The sequence below is a fragment of the Puniceispirillum sp. (SeqCode) genome (assembly GCF_965657105.1).
Taxonomy (GTDB): domain Bacteria; phylum Pseudomonadota; class Alphaproteobacteria; order Puniceispirillales; family Puniceispirillaceae; genus Puniceispirillum.
Window position 1 is genome coordinate 13,976 of record NZ_CBFHNB010000007.1, and the last position, 19,676, is coordinate 33,651.

18 protein-coding genes are annotated in these 19,676 nt (G+C 49.4%); 15 read left to right on the forward strand and 3 right to left on the reverse strand.

All coding sequences use genetic code 11. The annotated features are described in order from the left end of the window. Positions 1–95 precede the first annotated feature (95 nt). A complete protein-coding gene (gene argC / locus ACTF7Q_RS01940) occupies positions 96–1,037 on the forward strand; it encodes an N-acetyl-gamma-glutamyl-phosphate reductase (protein ID WP_438996168.1) in 942 nt (313 codons plus the stop codon). Further along, the gene (locus tag ACTF7Q_RS01945; protein ID WP_438996169.1) at positions 1,030–1,872 is read left to right on the forward strand and encodes a hypothetical protein; all 843 of its coding nucleotides are present in this window, start codon (positions 1,030–1,032) and stop codon (positions 1,870–1,872) included. The genes argC and ACTF7Q_RS01945 overlap by 8 nt, the downstream gene beginning before the upstream one ends. On the opposite strand, the gene ubiA is transcribed toward ACTF7Q_RS01945, so the two are convergent. Then, positions 1,867–2,808 carry a 4-hydroxybenzoate octaprenyltransferase gene (gene ubiA, locus ACTF7Q_RS01950; RefSeq protein ID WP_438996170.1) on the reverse strand — a complete coding sequence of 314 codons (942 nt, stop codon included), beginning with the start codon at positions 2,806–2,808 and terminating at the stop codon, positions 1,867–1,869. The two genes, ACTF7Q_RS01945 and ubiA, sit on opposite strands and share 6 nt — an antisense overlap. A 104-nt stretch (positions 2,809–2,912) precedes the next feature. Between ubiA and ACTF7Q_RS01955 the strand changes: the two genes are divergently transcribed. The 3 genes from ACTF7Q_RS01955 (at position 2,913) to ACTF7Q_RS01965 (ending at position 6,363) form a co-directional block, all read left to right on the forward strand. Then, positions 2,913–3,674 (forward strand): 16S rRNA (uracil(1498)-N(3))-methyltransferase, encoded by a 762-nt coding sequence (locus tag ACTF7Q_RS01955; protein WP_438996171.1) that lies wholly within the window; start codon positions 2,913–2,915, stop codon positions 3,672–3,674. A gap of 45 nt (positions 3,675–3,719) precedes the next feature. After that, positions 3,720–5,084 (forward strand): glutamate--cysteine ligase, encoded by a 1,365-nt coding sequence (locus ACTF7Q_RS01960; protein WP_438996172.1) that lies wholly within the window; start codon positions 3,720–3,722, stop codon positions 5,082–5,084. Between the two features lie 79 nt (positions 5,085–5,163). Next, positions 5,164–6,363: an MFS transporter gene (locus ACTF7Q_RS01965; protein WP_438996173.1), complete on the forward strand. Its 1,200-nt coding sequence runs from the start codon at positions 5,164–5,166 to the stop codon at positions 6,361–6,363. On the opposite strand, the gene tldD is transcribed toward ACTF7Q_RS01965, so the two are convergent. Then, positions 6,360–7,799, reverse strand: a complete 1,440-nt coding sequence (gene tldD, locus ACTF7Q_RS01970) for a metalloprotease TldD (protein ID WP_438996174.1) — start codon at positions 7,797–7,799, stop codon at positions 6,360–6,362. The two genes, ACTF7Q_RS01965 and tldD, sit on opposite strands and share 4 nt — an antisense overlap. 300 nt (positions 7,800–8,099) lie before the next feature. On the opposite strand from tldD, the gene coxB reads away from it, so the two are divergent. The 9 genes from coxB (at position 8,100) to ACTF7Q_RS02015 (ending at position 16,714) form a co-directional block, all read left to right on the forward strand. Continuing rightward, positions 8,100–9,008 (forward strand): cytochrome c oxidase subunit II, encoded by a 909-nt coding sequence (gene coxB / locus ACTF7Q_RS01975; protein ID WP_438996175.1) that lies wholly within the window; start codon positions 8,100–8,102, stop codon positions 9,006–9,008. 22 nt (positions 9,009–9,030) lie between these two features. Next, complete coding sequence (gene ctaD, locus ACTF7Q_RS01980) at positions 9,031–10,620, forward strand: cytochrome c oxidase subunit I (protein ID WP_438996176.1); 1,590 nt, start codon at positions 9,031–9,033, stop codon at positions 10,618–10,620. A gap of 49 nt (positions 10,621–10,669) precedes the next feature. Beyond that, positions 10,670–11,590, forward strand: a complete 921-nt coding sequence (locus ACTF7Q_RS01985; RefSeq protein ID WP_438996177.1) for a heme o synthase — start codon at positions 10,670–10,672, stop codon at positions 11,588–11,590. Further along, positions 11,587–11,742 (forward strand): hypothetical protein, encoded by a 156-nt coding sequence (locus tag ACTF7Q_RS01990; protein ID WP_438996178.1) that lies wholly within the window; start codon positions 11,587–11,589, stop codon positions 11,740–11,742. The genes ACTF7Q_RS01985 and ACTF7Q_RS01990 overlap by 4 nt, the downstream gene beginning before the upstream one ends. An 8-nt stretch (positions 11,743–11,750) precedes the next feature. Then, a complete protein-coding gene (locus ACTF7Q_RS01995; protein ID WP_438996196.1) occupies positions 11,751–12,299 on the forward strand; it encodes a cytochrome c oxidase assembly protein in 549 nt (182 codons plus the stop codon). 75 nt (positions 12,300–12,374) lie between these two features. Continuing rightward, positions 12,375–13,160 (forward strand): cytochrome c oxidase subunit 3, encoded by a 786-nt coding sequence (locus ACTF7Q_RS02000; RefSeq protein WP_438996179.1) that lies wholly within the window; start codon positions 12,375–12,377, stop codon positions 13,158–13,160. Between the two features lie 130 nt (positions 13,161–13,290). Continuing rightward, positions 13,291–14,043, forward strand: coding sequence for an SURF1 family protein (locus ACTF7Q_RS02005; RefSeq protein ID WP_438996180.1), 753 nt, complete (start codon positions 13,291–13,293; stop codon positions 14,041–14,043). Continuing rightward, on the forward strand, positions 14,043–15,452 hold the full coding sequence (thrC, locus tag ACTF7Q_RS02010; RefSeq protein WP_438996181.1) for a threonine synthase: 1,410 nt from the start codon (positions 14,043–14,045) through the stop codon (positions 15,450–15,452). The genes ACTF7Q_RS02005 and thrC overlap by 1 nt, the downstream gene beginning before the upstream one ends. Continuing rightward, the gene (locus ACTF7Q_RS02015) at positions 15,449–16,714 is read left to right on the forward strand and encodes a M16 family metallopeptidase (protein ID WP_438996182.1); all 1,266 of its coding nucleotides are present in this window, start codon (positions 15,449–15,451) and stop codon (positions 16,712–16,714) included. Before thrC ends, ACTF7Q_RS02015 begins: the two co-directional genes overlap by 4 nt. A 21-nt stretch (positions 16,715–16,735) precedes the next feature. On the opposite strand, the gene ACTF7Q_RS02020 is transcribed toward ACTF7Q_RS02015, so the two are convergent. After that, the gene (locus ACTF7Q_RS02020) at positions 16,736–17,332 is read right to left on the reverse strand and encodes a YqgE/AlgH family protein (RefSeq protein ID WP_438996183.1); all 597 of its coding nucleotides are present in this window, start codon (positions 17,330–17,332) and stop codon (positions 16,736–16,738) included. A gap of 229 nt (positions 17,333–17,561) precedes the next feature. Here ACTF7Q_RS02020 and ACTF7Q_RS02025 point away from each other — a divergent pair, with 229 nt between their 5' ends. Next, a complete protein-coding gene (locus ACTF7Q_RS02025) occupies positions 17,562–19,640 on the forward strand; it encodes a protein-disulfide reductase DsbD family protein (protein WP_438996184.1) in 2,079 nt (692 codons plus the stop codon). The last annotated feature ends 36 nt before the right edge of the window (positions 19,641–19,676 follow it).

A 19,676-nucleotide genomic window follows, 5' to 3' on the forward strand; every position in this document is an offset into this window, starting at 1 on the left:
ACCCGCCCGTGTTAAGTTTTCAACTGTCCAGCGTCAAGCTGGCCTGAAAAATTGAATTGGTTGATGCTTTTTGTTTTTCCGTTTATTACTGCGCCATGAGTTATAAAGTTTTTATCGATGGTGAAGCTGGTACAACCGGCTTGAAAGTGGCGTCAAGATTGGCTTTGCACCCGCATGTGCAAATTCTGCATCTTGATGATGCTGTTCGCAAGGATATGTCTGCACGTCTCGACATGATAGCCAAGGCAGATGCGGTAATTCTATGCCTGCCTGATGTAGCTGCAATCGAAGTGGCAACAGCGGCCAATGATATGGATATATGTCTGATTGATGCGTCTACAGCGCACCGGACTGACCCTGAGTGGGCATATGGTTTTGCCGAAATGGACGCCGCGCAACGTCGTTTGTTGGCATCATCAAAGCGGATTTCTAACCCTGGATGTTATCCAACAGGGGCGATTGCTTTGCTTCGGCCTTTGATAAAATCCGGTATAATTCCAGCCGATGCAGATATTACCGTTCCCGCCGTCAGTGGTTATAGCGGTGGTGGCAACGCCATGATCGCGCTACATGATGCAGGGGATATGGCACCGTATCTGGCTTATGCAACTGACTTGAAACATAAGCATGTCCCTGAAATGCAGTTATATTCAGGTCTCAATAAAGCACCATTATTCATGCCATCTGTTGGTAATTTCTATGCGGGCATGCTGGTGCATGTACCTCTTCATGCGCGTCAGTTAGTAATGCCCATTTCGGCATCGGCAATTTATGATCTGTTGCGGGATTGGTATGCTGATAGTGCCCTTGTTGCTATGGGTGCGGCTGGTGCCAATGACCTAGCTGGTCAGACCACCATGGCTGTTGATGCTCTGGCAGGTCGCAACGATATGGAGCTGTTTGTTTTCGCTAATCAGGATGAAAGCCAGTTCTGGTTGACAGCACGGCTTGATAATCTGGGCAAAGGCGCGTCGGGTGCAGCTGTTCAGAATATGAATATCGCGCTTGGTATTGCGGAAGATACGGCCCTTGTCTGATAACCCAACGTCATCTGATCAACCATTACATAAAGCGCCACCGTTTGATGTTGAGGTTTATCTGCCCAACCAATCTGAGATTGATCGTGCATTACGCTATCCATATGATGCGCCATCTGGTGCCTTTATTCTTGATTCTGGGCGTTTGAAACCTTTAATAGACGTTGGCATTCTGGATGGGCGTACGGCTGTTTTATCGGTTGGATCAAACCGGGCGCCGGTGCAGCTTCGGCGTAAATTTGGCAATGATGCTGTTGTGCCGGTGACGCCGGCTATCTTGCATGATTGCGATATCGTACATGTTGCCATGCTGGGCTATTATGGTGCGGTGCCTTGTACAGCTTTTCCGTCTGAAGGATGTCATGTCCAATTGAATGTAGCATGGCTTGATGCCAGCCAACTGGCTGAAATGCACCGAACCGAGGCCGTCGGTGTTGCTTATGACTATGTCCGTTTTTCAGAAGGGGCTGTCACACATGTGGATATCCCCGATGCGGATGGCCATGTTGTGCCTGCTAGCACCCCGCTATATGGTTATAACGCTCGTTCTGGTGTGCTTGATATCGGTGGCGCTATGCCAGCATCTTTGCCTGTGATTGAAGCCAAAGGTCGCCAGTTTTCGGCTTTCACCCAGGCTGAAGCCGTCACATTTGTGCGCCGCCTATGTCAGCATAATGACGACCGTGATCACGCTGCCTTTGTGACCGATATGCGGAACAACAAAGCGGCGCGTGATGCCATTCGCGAAATATTGTCCGCACATGCGCTTTTTGCAACAAATGCGCCTTGGACAGTTATTGATACCGAATGTGATAATCTGGACGCGTTTCTATAGCCCCACGCGTAGCATATGGTCGGCAACAGCAAAGACGGTCAGGATAAGTCCGGCATTGCGGTTTGATTTGAACAGGCGCAAGGCCATGGCTGGATCATCGGCGTCAAGCTGTCGCAGTTGATGTGCCAGATGCAACCCCATCAAGCACATCCCCACAAACCATAGACCAAAACCCATGGCCATATAGAAACCGGCTGATAACAATAAAATGCTAAGCGCATAGGCAATACCAACGCCTTTATGCAAATTTTTCCCTAGGCCAAGGGCAGATGATTTGACCTCGCTTTGGCGATCATCAACCATATCCTGAACGGCATAAATTGTATCATAGCCAAAAACCCAGGCGACGCTTCCGGCATATATTACCCAGAATGCTGCCGATGGAGCCTGATTCGTAGCGGCGGCAACGCCCAGCGGCACCCCCCATGCAAAGGTCAGGCCGAGAACAAATTGGGGAAACCATGTAACCCGCTTGGCCAGCGGGTATAACGCGACCAACGGCAGGGACCCTATACCGATGAAAATAGCCATTGGTGGTAATTGAACAAGCACAGCAAGCCCGATAACGCCAAGACAAGCAAGAAACATGAATGCCATGCCCATACTTACAGTGCCAGCCGCCAGTGGACGCGATTGTGTCCGCTCAATTTTTATATCAATATCTCTGTCCCACATATCATTGATTACACAACCGGCAGCGCGCATGGTGATAGCGCCAATCATAAATAACAGCATCAGCAAACCCATTTGTCCGCTGTCAGCGCTGGTAACGGGTATCACCCACCATGCTGGCAACAGCAAAAGCCACCAGCCAATCGGTCGATCCAATCGCGCCAGATAGACATACGGGTGCCAGCCTTTTGGCAGATTTTGCCACCAACCACGTAATTGTATGTCGGTATGGCCTTGCGGCGTATCTGTTTCGTGTGTGTTCATATTTTACCATTATTGGCTTCGGGCAGACTTATCAAGTCACTACTGATGGCATGCAGTGTAATTGATATATTGAATTGTTCCATCAAGGTGGCTACTAAAACCTTATGGACGCAATTCGTAAAAATCATTCAGCCAAAGCACGCCTTTATGTTGACGCGCCATTACAGGCTAGCGGTTTTGTGACTGTCAGCAAGGAACAGGCGCATTATCTAGGTAATGTAATGCGCTTGCCACTGGGTACAGTCATTGCCCTGTTTAATGGACAGGATGGTGAATGGCATGGCGTTATTGACGCGCTTGACAAACAGGGTGCGCAGATTGCCCTGATTAATCAGACGCGGCCACAAACCAACAGTCCGGATTTATGGTTGCTGTTTGCGCCTGTCAAAAAGGCACGGCTTGATTTCATCGCGCAGAAAGCAAGTGAGCTTGGTGCCAGCCGAATTTGGCCGGTTCGTACCGAATTTTGTCAGATATCACGGGTCAAGGATGAGCGTCTCGTGGCCAATGCCATTGAAGCGGCTGAACAGACTGAACGTCTTGATATTGCCCGAATCATGAAGTTTGAAAAATTAGCAACGGCACTTGCCGCGCGTGAAGATGACCGCCTTCTGATCTGGTGCGACGAATCCAGTGCGGGGGCGGCAAAACATAATATAACAACTGCACTTGCGGCGATTGATCCCCCAAAAAAGGCCGCCATACTGATTGGCCCCGAAGGTGGTTTTTCACCAGCAGAGCATAAAATCTTGACGCAAATAAATAATTGTCTAACAACTTCACTCGGTCCACGTATTTTGCGTGCGGACACAGCAGCTATTGCGGCACTAGCCTGTTATCAGGCAATTTGTGGTGACTGGCGTTAAACATAAACAACCCATCAACTAATAAGACGAGCCAAGGATAAAATCATGACCGATAACGGTATGCCGCTTGCGGACAAACAACAGATGATTGACTGGATTGCCAAAGGCGCCAAACCCGCTGATACATGGCGCATTGGAACCGAGCATGAAAAATTCCTTTTTTACCGCAATGATTTGCGACCGGTTGCCTATGATGGTGAAAATGGTGTTCGCGTCATGCTGAATAACCTGCGCGCGCGCCTTGGTGAAAAAGCACGACCAATCATGGAGCATGGCAATATTATTGGCATTCAGGATGGTGCTGGCGGCTCGGTGACACTGGAACCTGGCGGACAGCTTGAGCTCTCAGGCGCGCCACTGGAAAATCTCCATCAAACATGCGCCGAAACAGGGCGTCATCTCAAACATATGCGCGCGGTATGTGATGCACTTGGCATTGGTATGCTTAGCCTTGGTTTCAATCCCAAATGGGGGCGTGACGATATCGAATGGATGCCAAAAGGCCGCTATAAAATCATGCGAGACTATATGCCAAAAGTTGGCTCACTTGGCCTCGATATGATGCTGCGATCATGTACGGTTCAGGTCAATCTGGACTATGCTGATGAAGAAGATATGCGGCGCAAATTTCGCACCTCGCTGGCGCTTCAGCCTGTGGCTACAGCATTATTTGCCAATTCACCATTCAAAGATGGTGCGCCATCTGGACTGGTTTCGACGCGCGCGCATGTCTGGACTGATACGGATAATGATCGGTGCGGCGTACCAGCTTGTGTGTTTGATCCGGCGTTCGGCTATGAACAATGGATTGATTACATTCTCGATGTGCCTATGTATTTTCTGCATCGTGGCGATGATTATCTGGATGTTGCAGGCAAGTCTTTCCGTGATTTTATGGTGGGAAAACTGGAGGGTTTTGAGGGGCAAACCCCGACGATGGGTGATTTTGAAGATCATATCACCACTGCATTTCCCGAAGTACGGCTGAAACAATTTCTTGAAATGCGAGGTGCTGATGGTGGCTCATGGGGCAATATCTGTGCTTTGCCTGCTTTCTGGGTAGGGTTGTTATATGATACGGAATCATTGGCTGCTGCCGAGGCGCTTGCGGCATCGATCACCGCCAATGATGTGATGGAAGCCAGGCTTTCGGTAGCGCGTGACGGCTTAAAGGGAAAGCTGGCGCATTATGATGTTTATGACCTGGCGACCCAGCTTGTTGATATTTCGCGCGCTGGCCTGCATCGTCGTGCCATTCTGGATGGTGGTGGCAATGACGAAACTGGCTTTTTAAGCCCGTTACAGAATATTCTGCGCACACGAAAAACCTATGCAGATGAAATGTTGATCCGCTATGATGGGGCTTGGAATCAATCGGTTGACCCGGCCTTTATCGAGCATATCTATTAATCGCCAGTTAGCCCTCTTGATAGCAGACCGACTTGATAAGCAGGCACTTTTTATGTAGCTAGAAAGATTACGGACAAATATGTTTGCGCTTCTGCTTGTTGTTTTTATCAATTTTGTCGGCATAGGCGCGCTGATACCTATTCTGCCTTATACCGTTGTTGATACGCTTGGGCAGTCGGCAACGGTGATGACAGCCTTGCTTGCTTCTTTTGCCTTAGCGATGTTCGTTGCCAACCCTATTCTTGGTTGGTTGTCAGACAGAATTGGTCGGCGTTCAGTTCTGGTTGTATCATTGTTAGTTGGTGCTTTGGCACATATCTGGTTCGCCTTTTCGAATGAAATTTTTCACATGTTTGCCGCGCGTATTCTGGCTGGTCTTGCTGCGGGTAATACCGGGGTTATTCAGGCCATTATAGCTGATCGCGTTAAAGCCGAGGAACGTGCCAAATATATGGGGCTTCTTGGGGCGGCAATTGGCACGGGTTTTGTTGCGGGGCCAGCGCTTGGCGGTCTCTTGAGTGGCCTAGGTGGCGGCCCGTTGCATCAGGCACCTTTCCTTGTGGCGGCTATATTTTCGATTATTGCGTTTGGGTTGGCGTTACGCCTTAGTGAGACCTCGATTGCCGCACCAATAAAAAGCACAGATCAGATCACCACACCTTTGATGCGCCGTATTCATGATATTCTGACAAGCCCACTGGCCCTTTATGCGATTGCCTATTTTTGCCTTAACCTGGCCTTTGCCCAAGTTGAAGCGTCCTTTGTTCTTTTGCTGAAAGACTATCTTGATTTTGATGCTAGGGCGACTGGCTGGTTATTCACCTATGTCGGCGTCTGTATCGTGCTTGTGCAGGCGGGGTTGATTAATCCGGTTGTGCGCAAATTTGGCGAAGTCGGCACAATTGCGATTGGCGTTATTTTGCTGGGGACAGGGCAAGCCATGACCGTGCTGATGTCACTGGATATGTTTTTTGGAAATGCGTTTCCCCTTGCCCAGATGTTACTCGCAACAACCGCAGTCTGTTTTGGCTATGCGCTTAGCAATCCATCTTTGACCGCGGCGGTCAGCAATATTGCAGGCAGAAATGTGATGGGCGGATCGCTAGGTACCGTCCAGGGGTTTGGCTCATTAGGGCAGGTTCTGGGGCTGATCATAGCGGGTCCGTTATACGAGCTTGGTGGGGCCCACTATTCCTTTAGTGTTGGCACAATCGTGACGGTCTTTTTGCTTATTATTGTGACAAAATTGGCACGTCCAAAACCATCAGCAGTCAATTAGGCAGCTTCAGTACCACCCACAGTAATGCCACCCATTTTCACTGTTGGCTGACCAACACCGACAGGCACGCTTTGGCCTGACTTGCCGCATGTACCGATGCCGCTATCAAGGGCGGTATCATTGCCGATCATGCTGATCTTTGACATAGCGTCTGGACCATTACCAATAAGGGTTGCGCCTTTAACGGGTGCGCCGATTTTTCCATTTTCAACTAGATAAGCTTCTGCGGCTGAGAAAACAAATTTGCCTGAGGTGATATCGACCTGACCACCGCCAAAATTCACCGCATAGATGCCCTTTTTGATTGAGGCGACAATTTCCTGCGGATCATCCTTGCCGTTTTCCATATAGGTATTTGTCATCCGTGGCATGGGCGCATGTTCATAGGATTGACGGCGACCATTACCGGTTGCGTCAACGCCCATAAGGCGGGCATTCTGCCTGTCTTGCATATAGCCTTTTAGAATGCCATCTTCGATCAGAACATTTCGTTTGCTTGGCGTGCCCTCATCATCGACGGTGATAGAACCGCGGCGATCGCTAATGGTACCATCATCGATAACGGTAACACCTTTTGAGGCAACCTGTTCACCAACACGACCACTAAATACAGATGTGCCTTTGCGGTTAAAGTCACCTTCCAGACCATGTCCGACAGCTTCATGCAACATCACACCTGGCCAGCCAGACCCTAGAACGACTTCCATTTCGCCAGCTGGTGCGGCAATCGAATCAAGATTTAGCACTGCCATGCGCAAGGCTTCATCAATTTGCGCTTTCCAGACCTCTGGTTGCATATAATCAGTAAACATGACCCGCCCACCGGCGCCAGTACCGCCTGATTCCATGCGGCCATTCTGTTCAACAACGACTGTCACGCCTAGCCGGACAAGCGGACGGATATCAGCAACACGGACGCCGTCGCTGCGCATGATTTGAACAGCTTGCCATGAACCAGCAAGGCTGGCACTTACCTGAACAACACGTGGGTCGGCACTGCGCGCATAGGCATCCATTTCCTGAAGAAGCGTTACTTTATGTTCGAAAGGTGTGTGGTTAAGCGGATTCGCATCTGAATAGAGTGGCTGGTTAGCACCAGCCGCTGGGCCAACAGACAGACTACCATTATAACCGCTGGTCACCGCTTTGACACTGGCCGCGGCCCGGCGCAACGCATCTTCGCTTAGCTCACCTGCATGGGCATAGCCATGTGCTTCACCAGCAATTGCGCGCAGACCAAAGCCACTAGACTGATCATAACTGGCAGACTTCAAGCGACCATCATCAAATACCAATGATTCAGAGTGCCGCATTTCCATGAATAATTCGCCATCATCAGCGCCAGCCAAGGCATCACGCACAATGGCCTCGGCACGATCTGGGTCAAGTCCGGTACGAGTAAAAAAGATGTCATTAGTTTGAGCGAGCATATCCATTTTGTGTCCAAACATTATAATATATTAACGAAACGATTATCTGAGTATGAGCTAAGAGAATGGGGTAAAAAGTACTAAATTTCAAGGGAAAGCCATGATCCATATTGTTGTATGTGCCTACATATTTTGGTAACAAAGCCTAAAACTGAAAAAAAGATAAAAATTATCGCGACAGGCTGCCGCATGGGGCTATCATCTTGTGTTGAAACAGTCTAAATATTCATGGTTTGAAAATTGAATTACGATTTACGAGCATGCTTATAGATCTTTAACGGATCTCGATATTTGGGAGAAAAATCCATGCCGTCTTTGGCTAACATCTTGTTGGATCTGAAAACTGGTTCGCGCCGCACCGGCGTAACGGCCTTTACCGTTGCATTGAGCAGCTTTATTGGGATTGTTTTTGCTAGCAACATGGCATTTGCCGCGGTGCCGCAGCCATGGCAAATAGACTTGCAGCCACCTGCAGGTAGTATCGCCGAAATGGCCACCGACCTTCATAATCTTTTGTTGGTGGTGATCACGGCCATTACGCTATTTGTTCTTGGCCTGCTGATTTATGTTGGTGTCAAGTTCCGCGCTGCGGCTAATCCAGTGCCGTCACGGACATCGCATAATGCTGTAATTGAAGTTTTATGGACAGTTATTCCGGTGCTTATCCTTGTTGGTATCGCTATCCCGTCCTTCCGCCTGCTTTACTATATGGACCGTACAAATGAAACCGACATGGTGATCAAGGTAACGGGCAACCAATGGTACTGGAATTATGAGTATCCGGATGATGGTGTGGCCTTTGACAGCTACCTTATTGAAGAAGCTGATCTTCAGCCGGGTCAGATACGGCTGCTATCGGTTGATAACCCGATGGTGGTGCCGGAAAACACCCGCATCAAACTGCTTATTACCGGAAATGATGTTATGCATTCGTTCTTCGTGCCCTCACTGGCCGTGCAGATATATGCCTTTATTGGCCGGACCAACGAAGCATGGATTGATGTGCCAACGGGTGCCAATACCTATTATGGTCAGTGCAACCAGATTTGTGGCATCAACCATGCCTATATGCCAATCGAAGTAAAGGCATTGCCAAAAGACGAATATGCGGCATGGCTGGCGAACGCCAAGCAAGAATTTGCAAGCGCTGACGCGGTCGCGCCTGTCATCGAAAACATCACATCTGAAACAACTGTTTTAGCGTTAGCCAAATAACGCAAACGAAGAGGAAATTAATATGAGTGCGCAAGCCCATGCCCACGTTGATCACGGTGCCCCTTCAAGTTTTGTGCGCCGTTGGCTTTATTCAACAAACCATAAAGACATCGGTACTATGTATCTGGTGTTTTCTATCCTTGCTGCCTTTATCGGTGGTGGCCTTTCAGTCTATATGCGTATGGAATTGATGGAGCCAGGAGTTCAATATATGGCTGATGGCCATGTATGGAATGTGTTCACCACAGCCCATGGTCTTATCATGGTGTTCTTTGTGGTCATGCCTGGATTGATTGGTGGTTTTGGTAACTGGTTCGTGCCCATTATGATTGGCGCGCCGGATATGGCTTTCCCGCGGATGAATAATATCAGCTTCTGGCTATTGCCGCCGTCATTTATTCTGTTGCTGTTATCGGCTGTGATGGATGGTGGTGCTGGTGTTGGCTGGACTATCTATCCGCCTTTATCATCATCTTCTGGTACGCCAGGCATGTCGATGGATCTGGCGATTTTCTCGCTTCACCTTGCTGGTGCTTCATCAATTTTGGGTGCTGCAAACTTCATCACAACGATCTTTAACATGCGCACGCCTGGCATGACATTGCACAAGATGCCTTTGTTTGCCTGGTCAATGTTGATTACTGCATTCTTGCTGTTGCTGGCAGTGCCGGTTCTGGCAGGTGCAATCACCATGCTGTTGACAGATCGTAATTTCGGCACAACCTTCTTCATCCCTGAAGGCGGTGGTGATCCAATTCTGTTCCTGCATTTATTCTGGTTCTTTGGTCACCCCGAAGTGTACATCATGATTTTGCCGGCCTTTGGTATTGTCAGTCATATTGTATCGACCTTCTCGAAGAAGCCTGTATTTGGTTATCTAGGCATGGCCTATGCGATGGTGTCAATTGGCTTTGTCGGCTTTATCGTTTGGGCACACCATATGTACACCGTTGGCATGAGCGTTGATACGCGCGCTTATTTCACTGCGGCAACTATGGTCATCGCGGTGCCGACTGGTGTTAAGATATTTTCATGGATTGCGACAATGTGGGGCGGATCAATTACTTTCCGCACACCAATGCTGTGGGCAATCGGCTTTATCTTCCTGTTTACCGTTGGTGGTGTGACTGGCGTGGTGCTGTCGAATGCGGGTCTTGATGTTGTTCTGCACAATACTTATTACGTGATTGCGCATTTCCATTATGTCTTGTCGCTTGGTGCGGTGTTTGGTCTGTTTGCAGGCTTCTATTACTGGTTCCCGAAAATGACCGGTTATGAATATTCGGAAACACTTGGCAAGCTCCATTTCTGGATTACCTTTATTGGTGTGAACCTGACCTTTTTCCCGATGCATTTTCTGGGTCTGGCAGGTATGCCACGTCGTTATATTGACTATCCTGACGCCTTTGCAGGCTGGAACATGGTGGCGTCGATTGGTTCATTCGTGGGTGCGTTTGGTGCCTTGTTGTTCCTGTTCGTTATTGCCGAAGCCTTTTATGCAAAGCGTCGTTCTGCAGATAATCCATATGGCGAAGGCGCTACAACGCTGGAATGGCAGGTCGCTTCACCGCCGCCTTACCATACCTTTGATGAGCTACCAAAGGTCAAATAACCCTGTCATGACGGGCTCATAAGCTAGTCATGGTAAAAAAGGAAACGTGATGTCAGTCACATCGGATCATCAAATTGCGTCAACTGCCGACGGCTTTAACGGGCCGTCGGTTGGCGACTTCTGGGCGTTGTTAAAGCCCCGGGTTATGAGCCTGGTGATTTTCACTGGCTTTGCGGGCATGTATCTGGCACCTGGGACATTGCACCCTCTTGTATTTGGGATCTCTTTATTTGCCATTGCCGCGGGTGCTGGTGCGTCTGGTGCTATCAACCAATGGTATGACCGTGACATTGATGCGGTTATGTCGCGTACAAAGAATCGTCCAATTCCGGCAGGGGTTATGATCCCTGCTGAAGCCTTGACATTAGGGCTGGTCATATCGGCGTTTTCGGTCTTACTGCTTGGCCTTGCGGCGAACTGGCTTGCGGCGGGGCTGCTTGCTTTCACGATCTTTTTCTATGCCGTTATCTATACGGTGTGGCTGAAACGAAGCACACCGCAGAACATTGTCATTGGCGGTGCGGCCGGTGCCTTGCCCCCCGTCATTGGGTGGGCCGCGGTTACGGGTGGTATTTCAATCGAACCAATCTTGCTTTTTGCCATTATCTTTATCTGGACGCCGCCGCATTTCTGGGCTTTGGCGCTTGTTAAGAATGATGATTATAAAGCGGCTGGTGTGCCGATGCTGCCGGTTGTGGCGGGCGACGATGAAACCCGTAAACAGATATTGATCTATGCGGTGCTTCTGGCACCTGTGGCTGTGATGCCGTCCTTTATCGGCATGGCATCATGGATCTATGGTGCGTTTGCTGCTGGGGCAGGTGCTATATTTATTGCCATGTCATGGCATATATGGGCCAGTAAAAGCAATGTTCTGGCGATGCGCCTATTCGCCTATTCAATCGTCTATCTGTTTCTTATATTCCTTGGTTTGGTGGTTGATCAATTTGTGACGGGTTTGGTGCTATGAGCAAGCTAGATCAACAAGCCCCAACACCCAAAACGGCCGAAGAGATGCAACGTATGCGCAAAGGCCGTAATCTGGCCGTGCTTGGCATTATCGTTGGTTTGGTTGTGTTGTTCTATGTATTGACTCTGGTTAAAGTTGGCGGTGCGTCATGACTGTGCAGATGATTCCAGCGCCATCGCCAGCTAAGGGTAACAAGCGTATGCTCATTATCCTTGGCGCGCTGGTCGCGGCAATGGTTGGCCTAGCTTATGCGTCGGTGCCACTTTATGATCTGTTTTGCAGGGTCACTGGCTATGGCGGCACAACGCAGATAGCCGAAAATGTGAATGACGATATAATTTATGATCATCCTGTCAAAGTCCGGTTTGATGCGAATGTGATACCGGCGCTAAATTGGTCATTTATGCCTGTTGATAAACCTGTCACGTTGAATCCGGGCGAAGAGATTGTGATTAACTACCGGGCAACTAATCTGGCTGATGTGCCGACTACTGGCACCTCTACATTTAATGTTACGCCGGTCAAAGCTGGTCAGTATTTTATGAAGCTTGATTGCTTTTGCTTCATTGAACAGACATTACAGCCTGGCGAGTCGGTTGATATGCCAGTCCGGTTCTTTGTCGATCCCGAAATTGCCAAAGATGAGAATACGCTTGATGTGAATGAGATCATTTTATCATACACTTTCTTTCCGGCGATAGACGGTTAACTGATTAGAGGCTAAAATAGTCGTGGTGAGGTGGCGCTACCCAGACGGTAGAAGCCAGATTATAAGGAGACTAACATGAGCGGTGCAAACAAACACCCGTATCACCTTGTTGAAGCTAGCCCGTGGCCAATAGTGGGGTCGGCAGCGGCCTTTACGATGGCAATGGGTGCCGTGATGTATATGCATGAAGTTGCATATGGCACAGCGCTATTGGGCGTAGGCTTTGGTTTGATATTGTTGACCATGTTCATGTGGTGGCGCGATATCATTCGTGAAGCTGAATATCAGGGACACCATACCCCGATTGTTCAAATCGGTATGCGTTATGGCATGATGCTGTTTATCGCGTCTGAAATCATGTTCTTTGTGGCTTTCTTCTGGGCGTTCTTTGATCGTGCGCTATTTCCGAATGATGGTATTTGGCCGCCAGAAGGGATCGTAACTTTTGATCCGTTTGATCTGCCGCTTATCAATACGCTGATCCTGCTTTTGTCGGGTTGTACAGTCACTTGGGCGCATCATGCCATGCAGCATGGTAACCGCAAGGATTTCATGAATGGTCTTGGCATTACAGTATTGCTTGGTATTAGCTTTACCGCTTTGCAGGCGCTGGAATATTCGCATGCGCCATTTGGTTTTACCGATGGTGTTTATCCATCTGTGTTCTATATGGCGACAGGCTTTCACGGTTTTCACGTGATTGTCGGTACTTTGTTCTTGGCAGTTTGCTGGTTCCGTGGTGCGGCGGGGCATTTCACGCCACAGCAACATTTTGGTTTTGAGGCTGCCGCTTGGTATTGGCATTTTGTTGATGTCGTATGGCTATTCCTGTTTGCCGCTATCTATTGGTGGGGTGGGTGATCGCCAATTCTTGAAAAGTCTTGAGGAGCGCTTACTCTATAGCGCTCCTTTTTTATTGCACGACTTATGGTAAAGCGGCCTTTATAGTGGGCATCTATAGATACGCACATAGAATGGTAACAGGTACTACATGATTAAATTCCGTCCCTTTCTCTGGTTAAGTGTTGTGGCAATTCCGGCTTTTGCTGTTTTGCTGATGCTTGGCACGTGGCAGTTGCAACGCCTGCAATGGAAAAATGATATTATCAGCAGCTTTGAAGCCCGGTCATTGGCGCCAGCCATAGCGCCGCCTGCGGTTGATATGCTGACCGACGACTATGAATTTCGTCGTCTTGAACTTGTCGGCAGTTTTGCGCATGACCAAGAATTATATATGACAGGCAAGACCTATGAAGGTAATGCTGGCTTTCATGTGGTGACGCCCATGACATTGACTGATGGCCGTATCATTATGGTCAATCGGGGGTGGGTATCCGAGGATTATCGTGATCCGGCGAAACGAACCTTTTCGCTTGTATCAGGTCAGGTGACGGTTGATGCCATTTTACGTATGCCTGGCCAAAAGGGTTATTTTGTTCCTGAAAATGAGCCTGCTAATGGCTTTTGGTTTACCGTGAACCCGCAACAGATGATCACGCATCTGGGCTTGGCTGATAATGGTATCACCGCCTTTTATGCGGATAGCTTGCGTATTAGTGATGTCGTAACCTTGCCAATCGCGGCAAAGACCGAACTGAATTTGCGTAACGCGCATCTTAGCTATGCTATGACATGGTATGGTATCGCACTTGGTTTGCTAGCTGTATATCTGGCATTTCATCATCAGGCTGGTCGTTTGACATTCGCAAACGCCGCGGCAAAGCAAGATGACGGAGACGCATAATGCACTATATAAGCACCCGGGGTAATGACGGGCCGTTAGGCTTTGAAGATGCGCTGCTGAGCGGGCTTGCGCGTGATGGTGGCCTGTATCTGCCAACGGCATGGCCGCGCTTTTCTATCGACGAAATCCGGTCAATGCAGGGGCTATCCTATTGTGAGCTGGCGGGTCGGATCATGGCGCCTTTCTGTGAAGGTGAGATTGATCAGGCCGAACTCACCGCGATGGCGCGTGACGCTTATGCTGGGTTTGACGATCCGGCGATCGCCCCTTTGGTAAAGCTGAATGATAACATCCATGTATTAGAGCTGTTTCATGGCCCAACCATCGCCTTTAAAGATTATGCGATGCAGTTTCTGGCACGTGCATTTGACCGCGCCTTGCGGGCGCATGGTAAGCAAGCTGTTATTTTGGGTGCTACTAGCGGCGATACAGGCTCGGCGGCGCTAGAGGCTTTTCAGGGGCGCGATGCGGTTGACGTGTTCATTCTGTTTCCCGAAGGCCGTGTTTCACCAGTTCAGCAACGTCAGATGACATCAGTGGATGCGCCGGGTGTTCATGCGGTTGCTGTACCAAGTGACTTTGATGCGTGCCAAGATATTGTCAAAACGCTGTTCAACGAACATGAATTCCGCGATCAGGTAAATCTGTCGGCGGTTAATTCGATCAACTGGGCGCGTTTAATGCCGCAGATAGTCTATTATTTTTCATCGGCACTCAGCCTTGGCGCGCCAGATACAAAAGTCGCCTTTTCGGTGCCAACAGGTAATTTTGGCAATGTGTTTGCTGGCTATGTTGCCGCGCAGATGGGCTTACCGATTGAACGTTTGATCGTAGCGTCGAATCAGAATGATATTCTCACGCGCTTTTTTGAAAGCGGCACGATGCAACGCGAAGCTGTTGCCCCCTCGCATAGCCCATCGATGGATATTCAGGTATCAAGCAATTTTGAGCGGTTGTTATTCGAATTGTTGGGGCGCGATGGCAATGCGGTGAATACGGCTATGGCTACATTTGCCAAGACCGGACGCTTTGATGTTGACGCATCGGTGCTGGAAAAGGCGCATACTATATTTGCTGGATACCGGCTTGATGACGCAGCTACGATTGCTGAAATACGCCACTGCGCAACTAACGATCATATGGTGCTTGATCCGCATAGTGCGGTTGGGGTTGGGGCGGCACGAATGGCGCTGGCCGATGGCACAATTCCGGCAGGTGTGCCGGTCATATCACTGGCTTGTGCGCATCCAGCAAAATTTCAGGATGCTGTCGCCACGGCAACTGGCGAAACACCTTCTTTGCCAGCGCATTTGTCTGACCTGATGTCACGGTCAGAAAAACAGCTATTCGCAGATGCCACACCAGATGCAGTAAAAGCGCTGGTGTTACAGGAAAAACGCAGCATATGAGTGCCGCAAAGCTGACCAGGCTCGACAATGGTTTAGGCGTTGCAACCCGGACCATGCCACATGCCCAGACCATTTCTATTGGAATCTGGGTGCAAGTTGGTGCGCGTGATGAGCGGGATAATGAACAGGGCATTGCCCATATGCTGGAACATATGGCCTTCAAAGGTACCAGCAACCGTGATGCGCTGGCGATTGCCACCGAGGTTGAAGATGTTGGCGGTTTCATGAACGCGCATACTAGCCGTGAAGAAACAGCCTATTATGTAAGGATTCTGCCTGAACATCTTGATTTAGGTATCGACATTCTGGCTGATATTCTGACCTGCTCGACCTTGCCTGAAGATGAAATCGAACGTGAACGCGGTGTTATTATTCAAGAAATAGGCCAGGCGGCTGACACGCCGGACGATATGGTTTTTGATTTATTTGCCGAATCAACGCATGGCAGCCATACGCTTGGCCGCCCTATATTGGGTACAGTGGATAGTGTTTCGGCCTTCACCCAGCGGGATCTGGCGGGCTTTATGAAGCGGCATTACGGTGCTGGGCAGATGCTTGTCTGCGCGGCAGGTAAAATCGATCATGATGATCTTGTTAGCCGTATTACAGATGCGATAGGGACAATCAAAACAGCTGAACATCCCACCCGAAATAGACCGGCTTGGTTGGCTGGACGCAGTATTTTGACACGTGAGCTTGAACAGGCGCATGTTATTTTTGGGTTGCCAGCGCCATCAGCGACTACGCCTGATCGTTTCTCTTTAATGGCATTATCAACGCTTTATGGTGGCGGCATGTCATCACGTCTGTTTCAGCAAGTGCGTGAAAAACGTGGGTTATGTTATTCGATTTTTTCCTTTCCAACACTTTATTCCGACTCTGGTGTCTTTGGCGTTTATGCAGGCACATCAGCCGACAAGGTTGACGAGATGCTTCGCGTGTCAGCAGGTGAACTGGCAGCTATCGCAGCAAAAGTGACCGATGAGGAAGTCGCCCGCGCCAAAGCCCAAATTCGTGCCAACTTGTTGATGAGCCGCGAGTCAGTTGCGGCATGCGGTGATGCGCTAGCGCGCCAGATTACTTTGTTTGGTGGGCCGCAGGATGATGGTGATCTGCTTGAAGCTATTGATGCGATCACCCCAGCCGCCGTTAGCAAAGTGGCAGCCGGATTGATCGCGGCGGGTGATCCGGCAATAGCGTTGGTTGGGCCGACGGACAATATCATGTCCAATAGTCAGCTTAGCGCGGCGTTGTCAGCTTAATATATTGATAAATTGAGTGTTTCAGGCGTTACCTGCCATGTCCGTATAATGCGCGGGGTTAATGCCAAGCGCGGCATAGGTTTCATCCCATATGTCGTCAGCGTCGCAGTCAAACACAAGCTCATGTGATGCTGGCAGAGTTAGCCACGCATTTGCGGCGATTTCGGCATCTAGCTGGCCGCTCCCCCATCCTGCATAGCCGAGTGAAATGATTGATCGCGATGGTCCGGTTCCATTGCTGATATCTTCCAGAATATGCAGGCTTGTGGTCAGGCCAATTTCATGAGTTACGGGGTTGCTTTCGGGCAGCATATGATCTTGCGAATGCACAACGAAGCCGCGATTGCCATCAATAGGCCCCCCAATGAAAACGGGTTGCTCGGCGCAGAAGCGCGGTGTGCCTATTTCAAGTGTTTCATACAGGCTACCTAAATTCAGCTGGTCTGATTGCTGATTGATAACAAAGCCCATGGCTGACTGGCTGTCATGCTGGCACATCAGGATAACGGCCTTTTTGAAACGAGGATCAAGCATTTGCGGCACAGCAATCAGTAAATGCCCCTGTAATCCTTTTGGCGTATGTATCGCGTTTGGTGAAGCTGGACTTGATGAAGACACGGTTCGGCTTGTTTCCTTTGTTTTATTACCTATCTAGATTAGACAGCTAATCGGATAATTGGTAAAGAGCTATTCTAGTTTTACCTAAAGTGCCGGTCACATGGATCAGCTAATGAAAAACAGCCTTTCATTAAAATCAGACAGATACAGACTGTCGGTTTGGCATATATGCCAGCGGCTAATCGCCAATTTGACGATGGCGCTTATCACACTAATTACATTAATTTTTATGCCGTTAACTGCCAAGGCGGCAGACAGCATATGGATAGGCGATCCGGCGATGGCTGAAATGCGGCTGGTTTCGGCTGTTGACGGCACTGGGCGCTTGGAAAATATTCCACTAGGGCTCGAATTCCGGATGGCACCAGGCTGGAAGGTTTATTGGCGTACTCCGGGTGAGGCGGGTTTACCACCCACTATCACTTTAGATCAGAATTTTAATAAAGCCCTATCGGCGCGGGTCGCATGGCCAGCCCCAAAAAGATTTAATGCTTTTGGCTTTGATAATTTTGGCTATGCCGAACATGTTGTTCTGCCGATTTCGCTTGCGGGACATATAAGCGGCACACCGCTACAGTTAACCGCTGATGTTGAAGCACTTGTCTGTGCGGATATCTGTGTTCCTCTTGCTGGCACGCTGGATCTTGATATAGCCGATGGCACCGCATTACCGACCATTCATACCCAAATGATCGCCGAATATGCGTCGGCAGTCCCACGGCCAGGTTCAGCCCCCACTATCAACGCTCAGGCACTATGGCATGATTCTGAAAATCTCTATGTTAGCTTCGCGGCACTAACGACGCCCATAGAGGATATTTTTGTCGAAGGCATTGATGGCGTCGCATTTAAGAAACCGGAGATGAACGGCCAGACAGCCCGTATCGCCATGCAGGGCAAGTTACCTGAAAATATGATCGGCATGCCGGTCACATTGACCGTTGTGGGCCAGCCATCACGTGCGGGGCTTGGCAAAGGTGATGTTGAACTTGCCGAGGTGCGATTATTGATTGGCACGGCGCCTGAGGCTGTAAATTCTGACGCAAAGACTACCGCTTCACTTGTTACCGCTTCACTTGCGCTTGGCGCGATCTTGTTTACGGCGTTTCTGGGTGGCCTTATTCTGAATCTGATGCCATGTGTTTTGCCTGTTCTGGCGATCAAGGTGACATCGATATTATCGGTGGCTGGTATGTCGGCAGGGCATGTAAGGCGACGTTTTCTGGCATCTGCCACGGGCATTTTGGTCAGCTTTATGATCTTGGCGGTAGGTCTTGGTAGCTTACGATACGCTGGGGCACAAATTGGCTGGGGTATTCAATTCCAGAATCCGGTATTTTTGATTGTCATGGTATTGGTCATAAGCCTGTTTGCTCTGATTATGCTTGACCGGGTAACGCTTCCGATACCGGCTTTTGTATCGCGATTGTCGGCTGGTGCAGGCTCAGGTTACGCGGGAGACTTTCTGGCAGGTATGCTGGCGACCTTATTGGCTACACCTTGTTCGGCGCCTTTTGTTGGCACCGCTGTCACCGTGGCTTTGACAGGTGATAATATCATGCTTTTTGGTATTTTTGCCGCTATGGGGTTTGGCCTTGCATTGCCGTGGTTGTTGCTAGCGCTATGGCCGCAAGCAGTTGCCTTTTTGCCAAAGCCAGGCCGCTGGATGGGGACGATGAAATATGTGCTAGCTTTATTCCTGGGTGGCACAGTGATTTGGCTTTTAACTATTTTTCATACATTAGGTGGGTCTGACGCAACACGCGCTGTTGTGGTTATTTTGCTGTTAGGCTTCGGATTGGTCGCCTTTCGTGGCTTTACGGTTCGTATCACCCGCCTGATTATGTCCGTTACGGTGGTTGCGGCAATGGCTGTGCCCATTATAATGTCACCGAACTTGCCGGAAAAGCCATTACCAGAGGCGGGGCTTGGCGTTGATGTAGCGTGGCAACCATGGCATCCCAAAGGCATAGATATGTATCTGGCTAAAGGTCAGGTGATTTTTGTTGATGTAACTGCTGACTGGTGCATCACTTGCAAGGTAAATAAGCGGTTTGTTATAAATGATCCGGCGATTGCCGCACGCCTAGACACAGCGCAACAACAGGGTAAGCTAGTCATGTTACAAGCCGATTGGACTCGTCCTGATCGTGATATATCGCGGTTTCTGGCGCAATATGGCCGCTTTGGAATCCCCTTTAATGCTATTTTCAGCCCGTCGCATCCAGACGGTATTATCCTGCCTGAATTGCTGACGACGGATATTGTCGATAGGAATCTTGATTTAGCAGGGTTAGACGTTAACTAGATTTGATTTATGGTCATGCTCGTTGTACTAGTGTGA

Excerpts from the sequence above, each read along its gene's own strand:
- ubiA (WP_438996170.1), bottom strand. The coding sequence starts at position 2,808 with ATGAACACACACGAAACAGATACGCCGCAAGGCCATACCGACATACAA.
- ACTF7Q_RS02000 (WP_438996179.1), top strand. The coding sequence starts at position 12,375 with ATGAGCGGTGCAAACAAACACCCGTATCACCTTGTTGAAGCTAGCCCG.
- ACTF7Q_RS01960 (WP_438996172.1), top strand. The coding sequence starts at position 3,720 with ATGACCGATAACGGTATGCCGCTTGCGGACAAACAACAGATGATTGAC.
- coxB (WP_438996175.1), top strand. The coding sequence starts at position 8,100 with ATGCCGTCTTTGGCTAACATCTTGTTGGATCTGAAAACTGGTTCGCGC.
- ACTF7Q_RS01985 (WP_438996177.1), top strand. The coding sequence starts at position 10,670 with ATGTCAGTCACATCGGATCATCAAATTGCGTCAACTGCCGACGGCTTT.
- ACTF7Q_RS02025 (WP_438996184.1), top strand. The coding sequence starts at position 17,562 with ATGCCGTTAACTGCCAAGGCGGCAGACAGCATATGGATAGGCGATCCG.
- ACTF7Q_RS01965 (WP_438996173.1), top strand. The coding sequence starts at position 5,164 with ATGTTTGCGCTTCTGCTTGTTGTTTTTATCAATTTTGTCGGCATAGGC.
- argC (WP_438996168.1), top strand. The coding sequence starts at position 96 with ATGAGTTATAAAGTTTTTATCGATGGTGAAGCTGGTACAACCGGCTTG.
- ACTF7Q_RS01990 (WP_438996178.1), top strand. The coding sequence starts at position 11,587 with ATGAGCAAGCTAGATCAACAAGCCCCAACACCCAAAACGGCCGAAGAG.
- tldD (WP_438996174.1), bottom strand. The coding sequence starts at position 7,799 with ATGGATATGCTCGCTCAAACTAATGACATCTTTTTTACTCGTACCGGA.
- ACTF7Q_RS02005 (WP_438996180.1), top strand. The coding sequence starts at position 13,291 with ATGATTAAATTCCGTCCCTTTCTCTGGTTAAGTGTTGTGGCAATTCCG.
- ACTF7Q_RS01955 (WP_438996171.1), top strand. The coding sequence starts at position 2,913 with ATGGACGCAATTCGTAAAAATCATTCAGCCAAAGCACGCCTTTATGTT.
- ACTF7Q_RS02015 (WP_438996182.1), top strand. The coding sequence starts at position 15,449 with ATGAGTGCCGCAAAGCTGACCAGGCTCGACAATGGTTTAGGCGTTGCA.
- thrC (WP_438996181.1), top strand. The coding sequence starts at position 14,043 with ATGCACTATATAAGCACCCGGGGTAATGACGGGCCGTTAGGCTTTGAA.
- ACTF7Q_RS01995 (WP_438996196.1), top strand. The coding sequence starts at position 11,751 with ATGATTCCAGCGCCATCGCCAGCTAAGGGTAACAAGCGTATGCTCATT.
- ctaD (WP_438996176.1), top strand. The coding sequence starts at position 9,031 with ATGAGTGCGCAAGCCCATGCCCACGTTGATCACGGTGCCCCTTCAAGT.